General features: G+C 73.5%; 15 protein-coding genes. 12 read left to right on the plus strand and 3 right to left on the minus strand.

The features are described 5' to 3' along the window. Nucleotides 1–12: 12 nt before the first annotated feature. The 5 genes from E4P39_RS13650 to E4P39_RS13670 are packed head-to-tail and all read left to right on the plus strand — an operon-like array spanning nucleotide 13 to nucleotide 4536. The gene (locus E4P39_RS13650) at nucleotides 13–1116 is read left to right on the plus strand and encodes a winged helix DNA-binding domain-containing protein (RefSeq protein WP_209306531.1); all 1104 of its coding nucleotides are present in this window, start codon (nucleotides 13–15) and stop codon (nucleotides 1114–1116) included. A 51-nt stretch (nucleotides 1117–1167) separates the two neighbouring features. Then, on the plus strand, nucleotides 1168–2379 hold the full coding sequence (locus E4P39_RS13655; RefSeq protein ID WP_245159815.1) for an alpha-hydroxy acid oxidase: 1212 nt from the start codon (nucleotides 1168–1170) through the stop codon (nucleotides 2377–2379). A gap of 40 nt (nucleotides 2380–2419) precedes the next feature. Beyond that, on the plus strand, nucleotides 2420–3421 hold the full coding sequence (locus tag E4P39_RS13660; protein ID WP_135137135.1) for an acetamidase/formamidase family protein: 1002 nt from the start codon (nucleotides 2420–2422) through the stop codon (nucleotides 3419–3421). A 19-nt stretch (nucleotides 3422–3440) separates the two neighbouring features. Beyond that, entirely contained in the window at nucleotides 3441–4205 is a 765-nt protein-coding gene (locus E4P39_RS13665; RefSeq protein ID WP_135137136.1) for an SDR family oxidoreductase, read from the plus strand. A gap of 49 nt (nucleotides 4206–4254) precedes the next feature. After that, nucleotides 4255–4536 carry a hypothetical protein gene (locus E4P39_RS13670; RefSeq protein ID WP_135137137.1) on the plus strand — a complete coding sequence of 94 codons (282 nt, stop codon included), beginning with the start codon at nucleotides 4255–4257 and terminating at the stop codon, nucleotides 4534–4536. A 66-nt stretch (nucleotides 4537–4602) separates the two neighbouring features. Here the strand turns inward: E4P39_RS13670 and E4P39_RS22675 are convergent, their stop codons facing one another. Both E4P39_RS22675 and E4P39_RS13680 read right to left on the minus strand, forming a co-directional pair. Further along, nucleotides 4603–5136 carry an SHOCT domain-containing protein gene (locus tag E4P39_RS22675; RefSeq protein WP_209306532.1) on the minus strand — a complete coding sequence of 178 codons (534 nt, stop codon included), beginning with the start codon at nucleotides 5134–5136 and terminating at the stop codon, nucleotides 4603–4605. An 88-nt stretch (nucleotides 5137–5224) separates the two neighbouring features. Continuing rightward, a complete protein-coding gene (locus tag E4P39_RS13680; protein WP_135137138.1) occupies nucleotides 5225–5893 on the minus strand; it encodes an MBL fold metallo-hydrolase in 669 nt (222 codons plus the stop codon). A 47-nt stretch (nucleotides 5894–5940) separates the two neighbouring features. On the opposite strand from E4P39_RS13680, the gene E4P39_RS13685 reads away from it, so the two are divergent. From E4P39_RS13685 to E4P39_RS13695, 3 genes are all read left to right on the plus strand, one after another. Further along, on the plus strand, nucleotides 5941–7368 hold the full coding sequence (locus tag E4P39_RS13685) for an amidase (RefSeq protein ID WP_135137139.1): 1428 nt from the start codon (nucleotides 5941–5943) through the stop codon (nucleotides 7366–7368). Nucleotides 7369–7509: 141 nt separating this feature from the next. After that, nucleotides 7510–10401, plus strand: a complete 2892-nt coding sequence (gene uvrA, locus E4P39_RS13690) for an excinuclease ABC subunit UvrA (protein WP_135137140.1) — start codon at nucleotides 7510–7512, stop codon at nucleotides 10399–10401. A 68-nt stretch (nucleotides 10402–10469) separates the two neighbouring features. Then, on the plus strand, nucleotides 10470–11399 hold the full coding sequence (locus E4P39_RS13695) for an alpha/beta hydrolase (protein ID WP_135137141.1): 930 nt from the start codon (nucleotides 10470–10472) through the stop codon (nucleotides 11397–11399). Between the two features lie 27 nt (nucleotides 11400–11426). On the opposite strand, the gene E4P39_RS13700 is transcribed toward E4P39_RS13695, so the two are convergent. After that, on the minus strand, nucleotides 11427–11942 hold the full coding sequence (locus E4P39_RS13700; RefSeq protein WP_135137142.1) for a hypothetical protein: 516 nt from the start codon (nucleotides 11940–11942) through the stop codon (nucleotides 11427–11429). 106 nt (nucleotides 11943–12048) lie between these two features. Here E4P39_RS13700 and uvrC point away from each other — a divergent pair, with 106 nt between their 5' ends. From uvrC to whiA, 4 genes are all read left to right on the plus strand, one after another. Beyond that, entirely contained in the window at nucleotides 12049–14088 is a 2040-nt protein-coding gene (uvrC, locus tag E4P39_RS13705) for an excinuclease ABC subunit UvrC (RefSeq protein WP_135137143.1), read from the plus strand. 31 nt (nucleotides 14089–14119) lie between these two features. After that, on the plus strand, nucleotides 14120–15067 hold the full coding sequence (gene rapZ, locus E4P39_RS13710; protein WP_135137144.1) for an RNase adapter RapZ: 948 nt from the start codon (nucleotides 14120–14122) through the stop codon (nucleotides 15065–15067). Nucleotides 15068–15081: 14 nt separating this feature from the next. Continuing rightward, entirely contained in the window at nucleotides 15082–16050 is a 969-nt protein-coding gene (gene yvcK / locus E4P39_RS13715) for a uridine diphosphate-N-acetylglucosamine-binding protein YvcK (RefSeq protein ID WP_135137145.1), read from the plus strand. Between the two features lie 196 nt (nucleotides 16051–16246). After that, the gene (gene whiA, locus E4P39_RS13720; protein WP_135137256.1) at nucleotides 16247–17227 is read left to right on the plus strand and encodes a DNA-binding protein WhiA; all 981 of its coding nucleotides are present in this window, start codon (nucleotides 16247–16249) and stop codon (nucleotides 17225–17227) included. Nucleotides 17228–17439 lie beyond the last annotated feature (212 nt).

Here is a 17439-nt window from a genome sequence, read left to right on the forward strand (position 1 = left end):
CGGGGCCGGCCGGTGATCCCCGTCCTGAGCCGCCGGGCCCTCGGCCGGGCCACGCTGGCCCGTCAGCTGCTGCTGGACCGGGTCGGGCGGCCGGTGGACGAGGTGCTGGAGCACCTGGTCGGACTGCAGGCGCAGGTCCCGCTCGTGCCGCACCTGGCGCTGTGGGACCGGCTGGCCGGCTACGACCCCGGCGAGCTGGATCGGCTCATGACCTCCCGTCGGGTGGTCCGGACCCAGCTGATGCGGACGACGATCCACACGGTCACGGCCGCCGACGCGCTCGCCCTGCGCCCGTTGCTCCAGCCGGTGCTGAACCGGACGTTCGCGAGCACCTCGTGGGGGCAGCGGCTGCGCGGTCAGGACGTCGGCGCCGTGGTGGCGGAGGCCGCCGGGCTGCTGGCGGAGCGGCCGCTGGGCCGGGCGGCGCTGCAGCGGGAGCTGGCGCTGCGGCACCCTGGCCTGGACGCCGAGGCGGTCGCGTTCGGGGTCAGCTACTGGGTGCCGTGGGTGCAGCCGCCGCCCCGCGGGCTGTGGGGCGCGTCCGGCGCGGCGGTCATGACGACGGTCGACGCGGAGCTCGGGCCCTCCACCGGCGCCCCGATGACCCCGGAGGACCTCGTGCACCGGTACCTGACCGCCTTCGGGCCGGCGACGGTCCGCGATGTCCAGGTCTGGTGCGGGCTGACGCGGTTGCGGGAGGTGGTCGAGCGGCTGGGTCCGCGGCTGCGGCGGTTCCGCGGCGAGGACGGCGCCGCGCTGGTCGACGTCCCCGGCGGGCCGCTGCCGGACCCGGACACCCCCGCACCGGTCCGCTTCCTCGCCGAGTACGACAACGCGCTGCTGTCCTACGCCGACCGGTCCCGGGTCGTCGAGGAGGGCGACCACGTCCTGCTGCAGGGCGGCTCCGGTGGCTGGACCGGCACGGTGCTCGTCGACGGGCGGATGCGGGCCACGTGGGCGGCCCGCCGGGACGGCGACACCACCGTGCTCACCGTCCGGCCCTCGGTTCCCCTGCCGGCCGCCGACCGGACCGACGTGGCCGGCGAGGGCGGACGGCTGCTCGAGTTCCTCGCCCCGGGCCGGCTCCACGACGTCCGGTTGCTCGACAGCCGCTAGCGTCGTCCTGCCCGTTCCGCATTCCCCGTCTCCGGAGGAGGTCGCCCCGTGGTGGAGCGCCGCTTGCCGCGCTGGTCCGAGCTGCGGGAACTCGCCCGGCCGCGGCCGCTCACCGGGGACTCGACCGACCGGCGGCTGGCCGCGGCGCCCACGGTGACGGACCTGCGCGAGATCGCGCGGCGGCGCGCGCCGCGGGCCGTCTTCGACTACACCGACGGCGCGGCCGGGGCGGAGATCAGCCTCCGCCGGTCGCGGGAGGCGTTCGAGCGGGTGGAGTTCTGCCCGAGCGTCCTGCGGGACGTCTCCGCCGTCGACACGTCGGCGCGGCTGCTCGGGGCTCCCTCGGCGCTGCCCCTGGCGTTCGCGCCGACCGGGTTCACCCGGCTCATGCACACCGAGGGGGAGACCGCGGTCGGCCGCGTCGCCGAGCGGGTCGGGATCCCCTACGCCCTGTCGACCATGGGCACCACCACTCTGGAGGACCTGGCGGCGGCGGCGCCGGGTGCGCGGAAGTGGTTCCAGCTCTATCTCTGGAAGGACCGGGAGGCCAGCGCCGCCCTCGTCGAGCGGGCCCGCGCCGCCGGCTACGAGGCGCTCGTGCTCACCGTGGACACCCCGGTCGCCGGACCCCGGCTGCGCGACGTGCGCAACGGGTTCACGATCCCCCCGGCCCTCACCCTGCGCACCGTGGCCAACGCCGCCGTCCATCCCCGGTGGTGGGTGGACCTGCTCACGACCCCGCCGCTCGAGTTCGCCTCGCTGCGCTCCTGGGAAGGCACCGTCGCCGAGCTCGTGGACCGCGTCTTCGAGCCGGCCGCGACGATCGCGGACGTCCGCGCGCTGCGCGAGACGTGGCGCGGCCCGCTGGTGGTGAAGGGCGTGCAGGGGGTGGCCGACGCCCGCGCGGTGGTCGACGCCGGCGCCGACGCCGTCCTCGTCTCCAACCACGGCGGCCGGCAGCTGGACCGCGCACCGACACCGCTCGAGCAGCTGCCTGCGATCGTGCAGGCGGTCGGTGACCGGGCCGAGGTCTACCTCGACGGCGGCGTCCTCGACGGCGCCGACGTCGTCGCCGCCGTGGCCATGGGCGCCCGTGCCTGCCTGGTCGGGCGGGCCTATCTCTACGGGCTGATGGCCGGCGGCGAACGGGGCGTGCAGCGGGCGGCCGACATCCTCGCCAAGGAGGTGGCCCGCACGATGCAGCTGCTCGGCGTCACCTCGGTCGCGGAGCTGACCCCGGACCGGGTGCGCCTCCGCTCCTGAGGTCATTGCCCCTGGGACCGGCGAGTTCCTAGGGTGCGCCATGGACGTCGTCGAGGTCGTTCCCACGTTCGAGCAGTACGCGTTCACCTTCGGCGGCGTCGCCCCGTTGCGGCGGATCGCGCCCGGGACCGCGCTGCGTCTGTGGTCCGACGACGCGTTCTGCGGGGCCCTGCGCTCGACCAAGGACCTGGCGAGCGAGAAGGTCGACCTGCGGTTCGTCAACCCGCAGACCGGTCCGTTCTACGTCGAGGGCGCCGAACCCGGGGACGCCCTCGCCCTGCACTTCGTCGCGGTGGAGCCGGCCCGGGACTGGGGTGCCTCCGCGGCGATCCCGTTCTTCGGCGGCCTGACCAGCACCGACCGCGTCGCCACCCTGCAGGATCCGCTGCCCGACACCACCTGGATCTACGAGCTGGACCGGGCCCGGAACACGGTCACCTTCGCCGCGCAGCACAGCGACCTGCGGATCGACCTGCCGGTCGAGCCGATGCTCGGCACGGTCGGCGTCGCCCCGCCGGGTGGCGAGGTGCGCAGCTCCCTGGTGCCCGAGCGCTTCGGCGGCAACATGGACACGCCCCAGATGCGGGCCGGCACCACCTGCTTCCTGGGCGTCAACGTCGAGGGGGCGCTGTTCTCGATCGGTGACGGCCACTACCGGCAGGGCGAGGGCGAGGCCTGCGGCACGGCCGTCGAGGGCGCCATGACGACGACGCTGATCGTGGAGCTGATCAAGGGCGCCGCGCCCGCCTGGCCGCGGCTGGAGGACGACACGCACTGGATGACCGTGGGGTCGAGCCGACCCCTCGAGGACGCGTGGCGGATCGCCCAGGTGGAGCTGGTGCGCTGGTTCGGGCAGTTGTACGGCCTGCACGCGATGGACGCCTACCAGCTGCTCTCGCAGATCACGCAGGCGCCGATCGCCAACGTCGTCGACGCGAACTACAGCGCCGTGGTCAAGGCACGCAAGTCACTGCTGCCCCGCGCCACCGCCTACGGCGGCCTGCACGACGAGCTGCGCAGCCGCGCAGCGTCCCTGCTCTGACCTCCTGGGAGAACCGGTCATGGACCTACAGCTGAACGACGCGCGCGTGCTCGTCACCGGCGGCACGCGTGGCATCGGCCGGGCGATCGTCGAGGCGTTCGTCGACGAGGGCGCCGTCGTGGAGTTCTGCGCCCGGGACGCGGCGGAGATCGAGGCGACGGAGAAGGCGGTCGCCGGGCGCGGCGGGGGACGGGCCACCGGGGTCCAGCTCGACGTCCGGGACGGGCCGGCTCTGACGTCGTGGGTGGCGGCCGCGGCCGGGCGGATGGGCGGTCTGGACGCCGTCGTCGCGAACGTCAGCGCGCTGGCCATCCCCGACACCGAGGAGAACTGGTACACGTCCTTCGAGGTCGACCTCATGCACACGGTCCGCCTGTCGCAAGCGGCCGTGCCGTACCTCGAGGCGAGCAGCAACGGCTCGATCGTGGCCATCTCCAGCGTGTCCGGGCGGGAGGCCGACTTCGCCGCCGGGCCCTACGGGACCATGAAGACGGCGATCATCGGCTACATCTCGGGGCTGGCCTTCCAGCTGGCCGGCCGGGGTGTGCGGGCCAACGTGGTCTCGCCCGGCAACACCTACTTCGAGGGTGGCGTCTGGCAGCAGATCGAGCAGGGGAACCCGGAGCTCTACTCGCTCGCCGTCGGGCTGAACCCCACCGGGCAGATGGGCACGCCCGACGATTCGGCGAAGGCAGCCGTCTTCCTGTCCAGCCCGGTGTCGAGCCGCACCACCGGTACCCACCTCGTCGTCGACGGCGCGCTGACCCGGGGCATCCAGCTGTGACGCGCCCCGACCGGCCGCACGCCCGGCCTTGCGTTTAGCGTTCGTCCGCATGGCGCTCATCTATCCCGTGCTGGCCGATTCCCCGGAGCCCGAGGAGGGCTCGGCCCCCGACTTCGCCGAGCTCGAGACGGACCTGTCGGACCAGTGGCTGGTCGAGGTCGCCGTGAGCGAGGACGGCGACGACGGGTGCTTCGGCCCGCTGACGGCGCGCGAGGCGTGGGACCTCGCGATCGCGGTCGACAGCCGGCGTCCCGAGTGGTCGGTCTCCGTCGTCCCGCTCTACGCGCCGGAGCCCGCCGACGAGCTCATCACCCTCTTCGACGAGGACTGAGCCGGCTCACCGAACCGAGAGAGGCCCCGTCGTCGGACGGTGCCTCTCTGCTGACGTTGCTGCTCGTCAGAGCCGTGCGAGCAGTTCGCCCTTCTTGCTCGCGAACTCCTCGTCGGTGAGCACACCCAGGTCACGGAGCCCCGCGAGCTTCCCGAGCTGCTCCGCGACGTCCAGCTGAGGTGCCGACTGCGCGACGGCGTCGGGCGGAAGAGGCGCGGCGGCCCGGCGGTCCCTGAGGACGACCGTGAGGTGGGTGAAGAGCTGTTCCGGCAGCCGGATGAGGGACTGCTTGCCATCCGACCAGTCGACGCGGACGGTGCGCGGTGGACGGGAAGCCGACTTCACGGTGGCATCGAGCGCTGCCCCCGCCACCTTCCCCATGAAACCGGGCAGGACCGCGCCCGCGACGATCTTGCCGACGGCGCCGGCGACGGCATAGCCACCGCCGGCCTCGGCGGCAACCTCTTCCCACTCCGCGACTTCGGCGGCGGTCAGCTTTCGCCCCATCAGCCCTGTCTGGACGACGAGGTCGCCCCGGAAGCCGGTCGACACTGTCGAGTCGATGTAGTGCCCGGCCACGACCTTGCCCTGTCCACTCATTCTTCGATCACGAGTGGACCGTAATGAGGGCTGTCGACGTCGTTCGGACGAATCGCCGGATTGGCCGGACGGGTTCGTCTCAGTCGGCTCACCAGCCCCGCGCGCGCCATTCGCCGAGGTGCGGGCGCTCGGCGCCCAGCGTCGTGTCCCCGCCGTGGCCGGGGTAGACCCAGGTGCTGTCCGGTAGCGCGCCGAACAGCCGCTCCTCGACGTCGCCCATCAGGCGGGCGAACCGGGCGGCGTCCTGCTGCGTGTTGCCGACGCCCCCGGGGAACAGGCTGTCGCCGGTGAACACGTGCACCCCGGCGTCGTCCGGCCCACGCCACACGAGGGCGATGCTGCCCGGGGTGTGCCCCCGCAGGTGGACGACCTCGAGCGTCTGCTCGCCGACGGTCAGGGCGTCGCCGTGCTCGACGGTGCGCTGCACGGGCACCGGGAGGTCGGCGGCGTCGGCCCGGTGCGCCACGGTCTGCGCGCCGGTCGCCTCGACGACCTGGGGGAGCGCCCGGTGGTGGTCCCAGTGCCCGTGCGTGGTGACGACGGTGCGGAGGTCGGCGTCCCCGATCAGGGCCCGCAGCGACTCCGGCTCGGCGGCGGCGTCGATCAGCAGCGCCTCCCCGGTGGCGGTGCACCGCAGCAGGTAGGCGTTGTTGGCCATCTCGCTGACGGCGAGCTTGCGGATCGTCAGGCCGGGCAGGTCCCGCACGGCGGCGGGCCCGCCCACCTCGACGTCGCCGGTGTAGGCCGGAGCGCTCACGGAGGTCTCCCATCGAGACTGTCGGAGGGGGTCGTTACGGTCCAGGCATGGACGCTAGTGGAGGTCTCGGGGCTGGATCCGGCGTCAGCACCTCGGTCGTCGGTCTGCCGGCCACGGAGATCGCGGCACGGGTGCGGGCGGGGGAGCTCTCGGCGGTCGACGTCGTCCGCGCCCACTTGGAGCACATCGCGGCGGTCGACGCCCGGGTCGGGGCCTTCCGCGTCGTCCGGCGGGCCGCGGCGCTGATCGAGGCGGCCGCCGTCGACGCGGCTCCCGACCGGGGCTCCCTGCCGCTGGCCGGGGTCCCGATCGCGATCAAGGACAACGTGGCCGTGGCCGGGGAGATCTGCACCGACGGATCGCCGGCGGCCCCGCAGGAGCCACGGACCGCCGACCATCCCGTCGTCGCCCGGCTGCGCGCCGCGGGAGCGGTCGTCGTGGGCATCACCCGCGCGCCCGAGCTCTGCCTCTACGCCGCGACGGACGGGCCGGGCACCGTCACCCGCAACCCCTGGGACACGGCCCGGTCGTCGGCCGGCAGCTCCGGGGGCAGCGCGGCGGCCGTCGCCTCGGGGAGCGTGCCGCTCGCGCACGGGAACGACGGGCTGGGGTCCCTGCGCCTTCCCGCGGCCGCCTGCGGGCTGGTCACCCTCAAGCCGGGCCGTGGCGTGGTCCCGGCGGACATCGGGTTCGACGACTGGTCGGGGATGGCGGTGAACGGGGCGCTGGCCACGACGGTCGCCGACGTCGCCCTGGCGCACGCGGTCATGGCGGGGGAGGAGCCCTCCTCCCCGGAGGCGTCGGGCCGGCCGCTGCGCATCGCCGTCTCCACGCGCTCACCGGTGCCCGGCGTCCGTGCCGACGGCCCATCGCTCGCCGCGGTCGACGCCGTCGTGGCCCTGCTCACCGCCGCCGGGCACACCGTCGTGCGGCGGGACCCGCCGATCACGATGGGCGCCGCCGCGGGGGCGCTCGCCCGGTGGATGGCCGGCGCCGAGGACGACGCGCAGCACCTCGGCATCGACCGCACCGCGCTGCAGCCGCGCAGCCGGGCGCATGCCCGGGTGGGCCGCCTGGTCCGGCGGGCGGGCCTGGTGCGGCCCCGGACCGCGGAGCGCTTCCGGGAGCGGATGGTCGCCTGGTTCGGCGACGTCGACCTGCTGCTCAGCCCGGTCACCACCGGCCCGCCGCTGCCCGCGCGGCCGTGGCACGAGCGCTCCTTCCTGGCCAACATCACGGCCAACGCCCGCTGGGCGCCCTGGACCGCCGCCTGGAACCTGGCGGGCCTCCCGGCGCTCGTCCTGCCTGCGGGCATCCGGCCGGAGGGGCTGCCCCTGGCGGTCCAGTTCGTCGGCCCCCCGGGAGCCGAAGGGCGACTACTCTTGCTGGCCGGAGAGCTGGAACGTCAGCAGCCATGGCGCCGCTACGCGCCCGTGTTCGATCCCACCGCCACGCCGGCCGCGGCGCCCGTCTGAGCCCTCGTTCCCGACGGCGGCGCGCCGTTCCGCATGCGTGACGGGTCCGACAGCGGGGCACGCCGGGGAACGGGAACAGCTCTCCGACCGGGGCCCTTGGCTCCACTGATGCATCTGGCCACAGCGACTGACAGGGATCACATGGACCGCCTCGTCGTCCGCGGCGCCCGCGAGCACAACCTCAAGGACGTCCACCTCGACCTGCCCCGCGACGCGCTCATCGTGTTCACGGGGCTCTCCGGGTCCGGCAAGTCCAGCCTCGCCTTCGACACGATCTTCGCCGAGGGGCAGCGCCGGTACGTCGAGTCGCTGTCGGCCTACGCCCGCCAGTTCCTGGGCCAGATGGACAAGCCCGACGTCGACTTCATCGAGGGCCTCTCGCCGGCCGTCTCGATCGACCAGAAGTCCACCAACCGCAACCCGCGCTCGACGGTCGGCACCATCACCGAGGTCTACGACTACCTCCGCCTGCTGTACGCCCGGGCGGGGCAGCCGCACTGCCCGAACTGCGGCAAGCCGATCTCGCGCCAGACGCCGCAGCAGATCGTCGACCAGGTGCTGGCCATGCCGGAGGGCACCCGCTTCCAGGTCCTGGCACCGGTGATCCGCGCGCGCAAGGGCGAGTACGTCGACCTGTTCAGCTCCCTGCAGACCCAGGGCTTCTCCCGGGTCCGGGTCGACGGCACGGTCCACTCGCTGACCGAGGCGCCGAAGCTCAAGAAGCAGGAGAAGCACACCATCGAGGTCATCGTCGACCGGCTGACGGTGAAGGAGAGCGCCAAGCGCCGCCTCACCGACTCGGTCGAGACGGCGCTCGGCCTGGCCGGCGGTCTCGTCGTCCTCGAGTTCGTCGACATGGACGAGCACGACCCGCACCGCGAGCGCACCTACTCCGAGCACCTCGCCTGCGTCGACGACGGGCTCTCGTTCGAGGCCCTGGAGCCGCGGTCGTTCTCGTTCAACTCACCGTTCGGCGCCTGCCCGGAGTGCACCGGCATCGGCACCCGCAAGGAGGTTGACCCCGACCTCGTGATCCCCGACCCGGAGAAGAGCCTGGCGCAGGGCGCGGTCGCCCCGTGGGCCAGCTCGATGACCAACGAGTACTTCCTCCGCCTGCTCTCCGGCCTGGGCTCGCAGCTCGGCTTCTCCATGGACACCCCGTGGGAGAAGCTGCCCGCCAAGGTGCAGAAGGCCGTGCTGCACGGGTCGCCGGACCAGGTGCACGTCCGCTACAAGAACCGCTACGGCCGCGAGCGCAGCTACTACGCCGCCTTCGAGGGCGTCATGCCGTTCCTCGAGCGCCGGCACGAGGACACCGACAGCGACTGGGCCCGCGACAAGTACGAGGGCTACATGCGGGACGTGCCCTGTCCCGTCTGCCACGGCACCCGGCTCAAGCCGGAGATCCTCGCCGTCAAGCTCAACGACCGGTCGATCGCCGAGGTCACCAACCTGTCGATCGGCGACGCCTCCGAGTGGCTGAACAGCCTCGAGCTCGGCGAGCGGGAGCGGGCCATCGCCGACCGCGTGCTCAAGGAGATCCAGGCGCGGCTGTCCTTCCTCGTCGACGTCGGCCTCGACTACCTCTCGCTCGACCGGCCGGCCGCGACGCTCGCCGGTGGCGAGGCGCAGCGCATCCGGCTGGCCACGCAGATCGGGTCGGGGCTGGTCGGCGTCCTCTACGTGCTGGACGAGCCCTCGATCGGCCTGCACCAGCGGGACAACACCCGGTTGATCGAGACCCTGGTCCGGCTGCGCGACATGGGGAACACGCTGATCGTCGTCGAGCACGACGAGGACACGATCAAGGTCGCCGACTGGATCGTGGACATCGGCCCCGGGGCGGGCGAGCACGGCGGCGAGATCGTGGTCAGCGGCCAGCTCGAGGACCTGATGAAGAGCGAGCGCTCGCTGACCGGGGCGTACCTCTCCGGCCGCATGCAGATCGAGATCCCGAAGGTCCGCCGCGAGCCGACGCCGGGCCGCGAGCTCGTCGTCAAGGGGGCCCGCGAGCACAACCTCAAGGGCGTCGACGTCACGTTCCCGCTGGGCTGCTTCGTGGGTGTCACGGGCGTCTCCGGGTCGGGCAAGTCCAGCCTGGTCAACGACATCCTCTACACGACGCTGGCCAACCAGCTGAACCGCGCGCGGATGGTCCCGGGCCGGCACCGGACGGTCACCGGCCTCGAGCACCTCGACAAGGTCGTGCACGTCGACCAGTCGCCGATCGGCCGCACCCCGCGCTCGAACCCGGCCACCTACACCGGTGTCTGGGACCACGTCCGCAAGCTGTTCGCCAGCACCACCGAGGCGAAGATGCGCGGGTACATGCCCGGCCGCTTCTCGTTCAACGTGAAGGGCGGACGCTGCGAGGCGTGCTCCGGCGACGGCACGCTGAAGATCGAGATGAACTTCCTGCCCGACGTCTACGTCCCCTGCGAGGTCTGCAAGGGCGCCCGGTTCAACCGGGAGACCCTCGAGGTGCACTACAAGGGCAAGACGGTCGCCGAGGTCCTCGACATGCCGATCGAGGAGGGGGCGGACTTCTTCGCCGCCATCCCGGCGATCTCCCGCTACCTGCGGACGCTCACGGAGGTCGGACTCGGCTACGTCCGGCTGGGCCAGCCCGCGACCACGCTCTCCGGCGGTGAGGCGCAGCGGGTCAAGCTGGCCAGCGAGCTGCAGAAGCGGTCCAACGGCCGCAGCATCTACGTCCTCGACGAGCCGACCACCGGCCTGCACTTCGAGGACATCCGCAAGCTGCTGCTGGTGCTCCAGGGCCTGGTGGACAAGGGCAACTCGGTGATCGTGATCGAGCACAACCTCGACGTGATCAAGAGCGCCGACTGGCTGATCGACATGGGTCCCGAGGGCGGGTTCCGCGGCGGCACGATCGTGGCCGAGGGCCCGCCGGAGTTCCTCGCGACGGTCCCCGAGAGCCACACCGGCCGGTACCTCGCGAAGATCCTCGACCCGGACGCGGTCGCCGCGGCGGGCGCGCCCAAGAAGCGGGTCCGCAAGAAGGCCAGCTGATCCGCTCGACCGTCCGCCCCGGCACGGGTACGCCGGGGCGGACGCCCACCCGCTCGGGAGGTATCGCGATGACCGCCACGTCCGGCGAACCGAGGCTGCTGCAGCGTCCCGACGGCACGCGGCTGCACTTCCTGCGCTGGCTGCCGGACGGCGCGGTCCGGGGGACCGTCCAGATCGTCCACGGCGCGTCCGAGCACTCCGGACGCTACGGCCGGCTGGCGACGGCGCTGGCCGGCCGGGGGCTCGCCGCCTACGCGATGGACCTGCGCGGTCACGGCCGGACGGCGGAGAGCACCGGCGTCGGCCGGTTCGGACCGGGGGGCGTCGACGCCGTCCTGGAGGACGTCCGTGAGATGAACCTCCTGATCGAGGAGGCGCACCCCGGCGTGCCGAGGGTCCTGCTCGGGCACTCGATGGGGTCGATCATCGCGCTGGCGGCCGCCGAGCGGGCGGGCGGCGACCTCGTCGGCCTGGTGCTCTCCGGCCCGATCGGGGCGGCTCCGCACCTCGCGGACACAGTCACCGCACTGGACGAGGCCGTGGCCGCCGGCGCGGGGGACAACGCCCTCGATGCGCTCGGCGCGTTCAACCAGCCGTTCGAGCCGGCCCGCACCCGGTTCGACTGGCTCTCGCGCGACCCGGCCGAGGTGGACGCCTACATCGCCGACCCGCTCTGCGGTGACGACATGCCGCTGACCGCCGGCTACGCGGCCGGGGTGTTCCGGCTCGCGGTCGGGAGCGCCACCCCCGAGGCGATCACCCGGCTGCCCGACGACCTGCCGGTGCTGCTCCTCTCGGGCCACCTGGACCCCGTGGGCGGCGCCGGGGCGGCCCAGGTCACCGCGCTCGCCGAATTGCTCCGCGCCCGCGGCCTCCCCGTCGAGCAGCACGTCTATCCCGACGCCCGGCACGAGGTGTTCAACGAGACCAACCGCGACGAGGTGACCGGCGACCTGCTGACCTGGCTCGACCGGCGCGTGGGCGCGCCGGCCCGCTGAGCAGCCCCTTCTCGGCTGGAGGGAGCGCTACCGGGCCCGTCGACGCGGCCGGCCGTCGTTCCGGGCCGGCGCCTTCCAGTCCACCGCCCACGTGTCGCCGGGCGCCAGCCGCGCCCACCGCGAGGCCGCGGACGCCAGCTCGGCGGCCGCGGCGCGCAGCGCCTCGACCGGATGGCCGGCGCGGCCGGGCTCCCCGGGCAGCACGTCGTCGCCGCGCGCGAGCCTTCCCACGAGGTCGGCCAGGTGCTCGGCCGCCTGGATCGCCGCGGCGCGCTCCTTCTTGAGCCGCGCCGACCGCTCGGCGGCGTGCGGCGGCTGCCGGCCCGAGACGTGCCGCATGCTTCCCCAGACGACCCCGTCGGCCACGCAGCCCCAGATGCCGTCGGTCACCCGGAGGCTCTGCTCGACCAGCGCATGCACCAGGTCGTGCGGCAGGTCGGCGCCGCCGCCCGCGCCCCGCATCCGGAAGACGACACCGTCGCCGCGCTCGACCAGCGTCTCGACGGGTCGCCGGTCCGCCATCCGCTCGAACGTGATCCGCACGCCTCCAGGGTCGCCGGTGTGGTCAACCGAGAATTGCTGAGGCTGCCGTGACCGGTGGTGCGACGGGGCACGGCGGTCTGTCGGTCTCCCGACCTAATCTGGAGCCATGGCCGATCCGTCGACGTACCGCCCGGCGGTCGGCAGCATCCCCGAGTCGCCCGGGGTCTACCGGTTCCGTGACCCGTCCGGCCGGGTCATCTACGTCGGCAAGGCCAAGAGCCTCCGGCAGCGGCTGAACAGCTACTTCGCCGACGTCGCCGGCCTGCACCCGCGAACCCGCCAGATGGTGACGACGGCGGCGGCCGTGGACTGGACCGTCGTCGGCACCGAGGTGGAGGCCCTCCAGCTCGAGTACAACTGGATCAAGGAGTTCGATCCGCGGTTCAACGTCCGCTACCGCGACGACAAGAGCTACCCGAGCCTCGCCGTGACGCTCAACGAGGAGTACCCGCGGCTGCAGGTCATGCGCGGGCCCAAGAAGAAGGGCGTCCGCTACTTCGGGCCCTACGCCCACGCGTGGGCCATCCGCGAGACGCTCGACACCCTGACCCGCGTCTTCCCCGCCCGGACCTGCTCCAACGGCGTCTTCAAGCGGGCCGGCCAGATCGGCCGGCCCTGCCTGCTCGGGTACATCGGCAAGTGCGCGGCCCCGTGCGTCGGCCGGGTCGATGCCGAGGAGCACCGGAAGATCGTCGACGACTTCTGCGACTTCATGGCCGGCCGCACCGAGGCCATGATGAAGCGGCTCGAGCGGGAGATGGCCGCGGCCGCCGAAGGGCTCGAGTACGAGAGGGCCGCCCGGCTCCGGGACGACCTCGGCGCCCTCAAGCGGGCGATGGAGAAGCAGGCGGTCGTCCTCGGCGACGGCACGGACGCCGACGTCGTCGCCTTCGCGCAGGACGAGCTGGAGGCCGCCGTCCAGGTCTTCCACGTCCGCGGCGGGCGGGTGCGCGGCCAGCGCGGCTGGATCGTGGACAAGGTCGAGGCCGTCACCACCGGCGAGCTGGTCGAGCAGTTCCTCCTCCAGGTCTACGGCGGCGTCGACGAGCAGACCGGCGTCGGCGAGGCGGGGGAGGCGGTGCCCCGCGAGGTGCTCGTCCCCGAGCTCCCTGAGGACGCCGACGTCTACACCGAGCTCCTCGAGGAGCTGCGCGGCGGCAAGGTCTCGCTGCGGGTGCCCCAGCGCGGCGACAAGCGCAACCTGATGGAGACCGTCGAGCGCAACGCCAAGGAGGCATTCGCCCGTCACCGGGTGAAGCGCGCCAGCGACCTCACCGCCCGCTCCCTGGCACTGGCCGAGCTGCAGGAGGCCCTCGAGCTGCCCGACGCGCCGCTGCGGATCGAGTGCATCGACGTCTCGCACGTCCAGGGCACCAACGTCGTCGCCAGCATGGTCGTGTTCGAGGACGGGCTGGCCAAGAAGTCCGACTACCGCCGGTTCTCCGTCACCCACGGAACCGACGACACCGCGGCGATGGCCGAAGTGGTGCGGAGAAGGTTCGCCCGGCACCTCAAGGAGGAGGCGGACCGCCTCGACGAGCAGGGCGTCGCCGCCGAGGCGGGCCGGCCGCGCCGCTTCGCGTACCCGCCGAACCTCCTCGTGGTCGACGGCGGCGCACCGCAGGTCGCGGCGGCCAGCCGGTCGCTCGCCGAGCTGGGCATCGGCGACGTCGCCGTCTGCGGGCTGGCCAAGCGCATGGAGGAGGTGTGGCTGCCGGGCGATCCCGACCCGCTGATCCTGCCGCGCACCTCCGAGGCGCTCTACCTGCTCCAGCGGGTCCGGGACGAGGCCCACCGCTTCGCCATCACCTATCACCGGCAGAAGCGGTCCACGGGCATGCTGGTCTCGCTGCTGGACGACGTCCCCGGGCTCGGGGAGTCGCGACGGAAGGCACTGATGAAGCAGTTCGGATCCCTCAAGCGGCTGCGGGCCGCGACCACCGAGGAGCTCATGACCGTCCCGGGCATCGGCCGGCGGACGGCCGAGGCGGTGCAGGCCGCGATCGCGGAGCCCGTCGAGCCCCGGCCGGGGGAGGGGGAGCCGCCCGCCCCAGGGTCGGTGACCGCGCCGCAGGGACCGGCGGAGCGGGGCACGCCGCGCGCCGGCACCGGGGAGACCGCCGAGGTCGGGCTGGTGGCCTCGTGAGCCGCCGTCCCGGCGTTCACGGGGGGCCCGAGTGACGACGGACGACGGCCGGCCCGCGGACGGCGGCGCCGGGCCGCAGCGCGATGTCCCGCCGAGCCTGGACCCGACCTCGACGGAGACCCAGCCGCTCGAGGTCGTCGTCGTCACCGGGCTGTCCGGGGCGGGGAAGAACAGCGCGGGCCGGGTGCTCGAGGACCTCGGCTGGTTCGTGGTCGACAACCTGCCACCGGCGCTGCTGCAGCCGATGGTGGAGCTCGGCGCCCGCGGCGACCTGCGCCGCTTCGCCGCCGTCGTCGACGTCCGCAGCCGCGCCTTCTCCAGCGACCTGCAGGAGGCGATCCGGGTCCTGTCGGAGGCCGGTCACCGCCCGCGGGTGGTCTACGTGCACGCCCGCGACGAGGTGCTTGTCCGCCGGTACGAGTCGAACCGCCGGGAACACCCCCTGCAGGGCAACGGGACGCTCACCGACGGGATCGGCGAGGAGCGGGCGCTGCTCACCGGCATCGCCGGCGAGGCCGACCTCTGGGTCGACACCAGCGACCTCAATGTCCACCAGCTGCGCGCCACGCTGGAGAACGCGTTCGCCCGGGAGGGCCGCACCCCGCCCCTGACCGCCACGGTCATGAGCTTCGGCTTCAAGTACGGCCTGCCGCTGGACGCCGACCTCGTGGTCGACGCCCGGTTTCTCCCCAATCCGCACTGGATCCCGGAACTGCGGCCGCGCACCGGGCAGGACCCGGACGTCCGCGACTACGTGCTGGGGCAGCCCGACGCCGACGAGTTCCTCGACCGGTACACCGACGTGCTGCGCCTGCTGATCCCCGGCTACCGGCGCGAGGGCAAGCGGTACCTCACCCTCGCGGTGGGCTGCACCGGGGGGAAGCACCGCAGCGTGGCGATCGCCGAGGAGTTCGCCCGGCGCCTGTCCGTCGAAGGCCTCACCGCAGCCGCTCGTCACCGCGACCTGGGCCGCGAGTAGTGGGCTCCGAGCCGGTGGACCCGGAGAGCAGTGCCGGGGGTCCGCCGCGGGTGGTCGCGTTCGGCGGAGGGCACGGCCTCGCCGTGGCCCTGGCGGCCTGGCGGCGGATCACGCCCGCGCTGACGGCCGTGGTCACCGTCGCGGACGACGGCGGGTCCTCCGGCCGGATCCGCCGCGAGATGCCCGTCCTGCCCCCCGGTGACCTCCGCATGGCCCTGGCCGCGCTGACCGGCGACGGCGAGCGCGGCCGGGAACTCGCCGCGTTGCTCCAGCACCGGCTGGGCGGCACCGGCGTCCTCGCCGGGCACCCGGTGGGGAACCTGGTGCTCACCGGGCTGACCGAGATCCACGGCGGGGACGCCGTCGCCGCCCTCGACGCGCTCGGGGCGATGCTCGGCTGCCACGGACGCGTGCTGCCCATGGCCGACGTCCCGCTCGATCTCGTCGCCCGCGTGGAGAGCACCGATCCCGACGATCCGGAGCGCACCCGCACGATCCGCGGTCAGGTGGCGATCGCCACCACGCCGGGGCACGTCCGCGAGATCGAGCTCTCGCCCCCGGACCCCCCGGTGAACGGCGCCGTCCTCGACGCGATCGCCGCCGCGGACCTCGTCTCCCTGGGCCCCGGCTCCTGGTACACGTCGGTGCTCCCGCACCTGCTCGTCCCGCGGCTGAGGGCGGCCCTGACGGCCTCGCAGGCCAGGGTGGTCGCGGTCCTCAACCTGCAGCCGCAGCCCGGCGAGACCGACGGATTCTCGCCGGAGGAACATGTCACCGTGCTGCAGGCGCATCTGGGCGGAGTGGCGTTGCACACGGTGATTGCCGACGCGGGATCGGTGGTTGACCGCCGTGGTCTGCTGTCAGCGGTACGTGGGTGTGGGGCCGAACTGGTCCTGGCTCCCGTGGCCGAGGCCACGGGCTCAGCACGGCACGATCCCGTGCGCTTGTCCGCCGCACTGGCCTCCGTGGTCGGAATGCGCTGAGAGAGAACGGAGGACCGGTCGGGTACCGGAACGATCAAGCACCTGATCGGTACGAGGGGGAGAGGGGACGCCGCAGGATGGCGCCTGACATGGCAGCGTGCAGCACAGCGCGCACGATCGAGTGCGCGGCCGTGTGGACGACGAGGACCCGAAGGTCGGGGACGGTTTGCCCCGGGGGAACGTGGGGGTGGACGACGTGGCGATGACGGCCATGGTCAAGGACGAGCTGTCCCGGGTGGAGTGCACCAAGACCTCCGAGCGCAAGGCCGAGGTGACGGCCCTGCTGCGCTTCTCGGGCGGCCTGCACATCGTGGGCGGGCGCGTGGTCATCGAGGCGGAGCTGGACACCGGCTCGGTGGCCCGTCGGCTGCGCCGCGACATCAGTGAGGTCTACGGCTACACCAGCGGCGTGAGCGTGCTCGCGGGCGGCAACATCCGCCGCGGCGTGCGGTACCTCGTCCGCATCGCCAAGCACGGTGAGGGGCTGGCCCGTCAGACGGGCCTGGTCGACCAGCGGGGCCGGCCGGTCCGCGGGCTGCCGCCGTCGGTCGTGTCGGGCGGGATCAACGACGCCGAGGCCGCCTGGCGCGGCGCGTTCCTGGCGCACGGATCGCTGACCGAGCCCGGCCGGTCGTCCTCGCTGGAGGTCACCTGCCCGGGCCCGGAGGCGGCGATGGCGCTGGTCGGGGCGGCCCGCCGGCTCGGCATCCCGGCCAAGGCCCGGGAGGTGCGCGGCGCCGACCGGGTCGTCATCCGGGACGGCGACGCGATCAGCGCGCTGCTCACCCGCATGGGCGCGCACGACGCCGTCCTCGCGTGGGAGGAGCGGCGGATGCGCCGCGAGGTCCGGGCGACCGCCAACCGGCTGGCCAACTTCGACGACGCGAACCTGCGCCGTTCCGCCCGCGCCGCCGTCGCCGCCAGCGCCCGGGTCGAGCGGGCGCTGGAGATCCTGGCCGACGACGCCCCGGAGCACCTGCTCGTCGCCGGGCGGCTGCGGCTGGAGTTCGGGCAGGCGTCGCTGGAGGAGCTGGGCCAGCGCGCCGATCCACCGATGACCAAGGACGCGGTGGCCGGTCGCATACGGCGTCTTCTGGCTATGGCCGACAAGCGCGCCAAGGACCTCGGCATCCCGGACACAGAATCCGTCGTCACCGACGACATGCTCGCGCAGTAGGGCACTGGTGACCGGTGACGACGGAGGCTGCCGAGGCGAAGGCGATGGTCGTTCCCGACGACATGCTCGCGCAGTAGGGCAGAGCTGACCGCCGGTTCCCGTCCGCCCCTTGCGGGCGGCGGGAGCCGGAGTCGCCCGCGACCGATAGGGTTTCCGCGAGCGAGGCCGCATCCCTGACGCGCGGCCCACGACACGCAGCGTGGAGGTCTTTC

It is taken from the genome of Blastococcus sp. CT_GayMR19, from assembly GCF_004570385.1.
Taxonomy (GTDB): Bacteria; Actinomycetota; Actinomycetes; order Mycobacteriales; family Geodermatophilaceae; genus Blastococcus_B.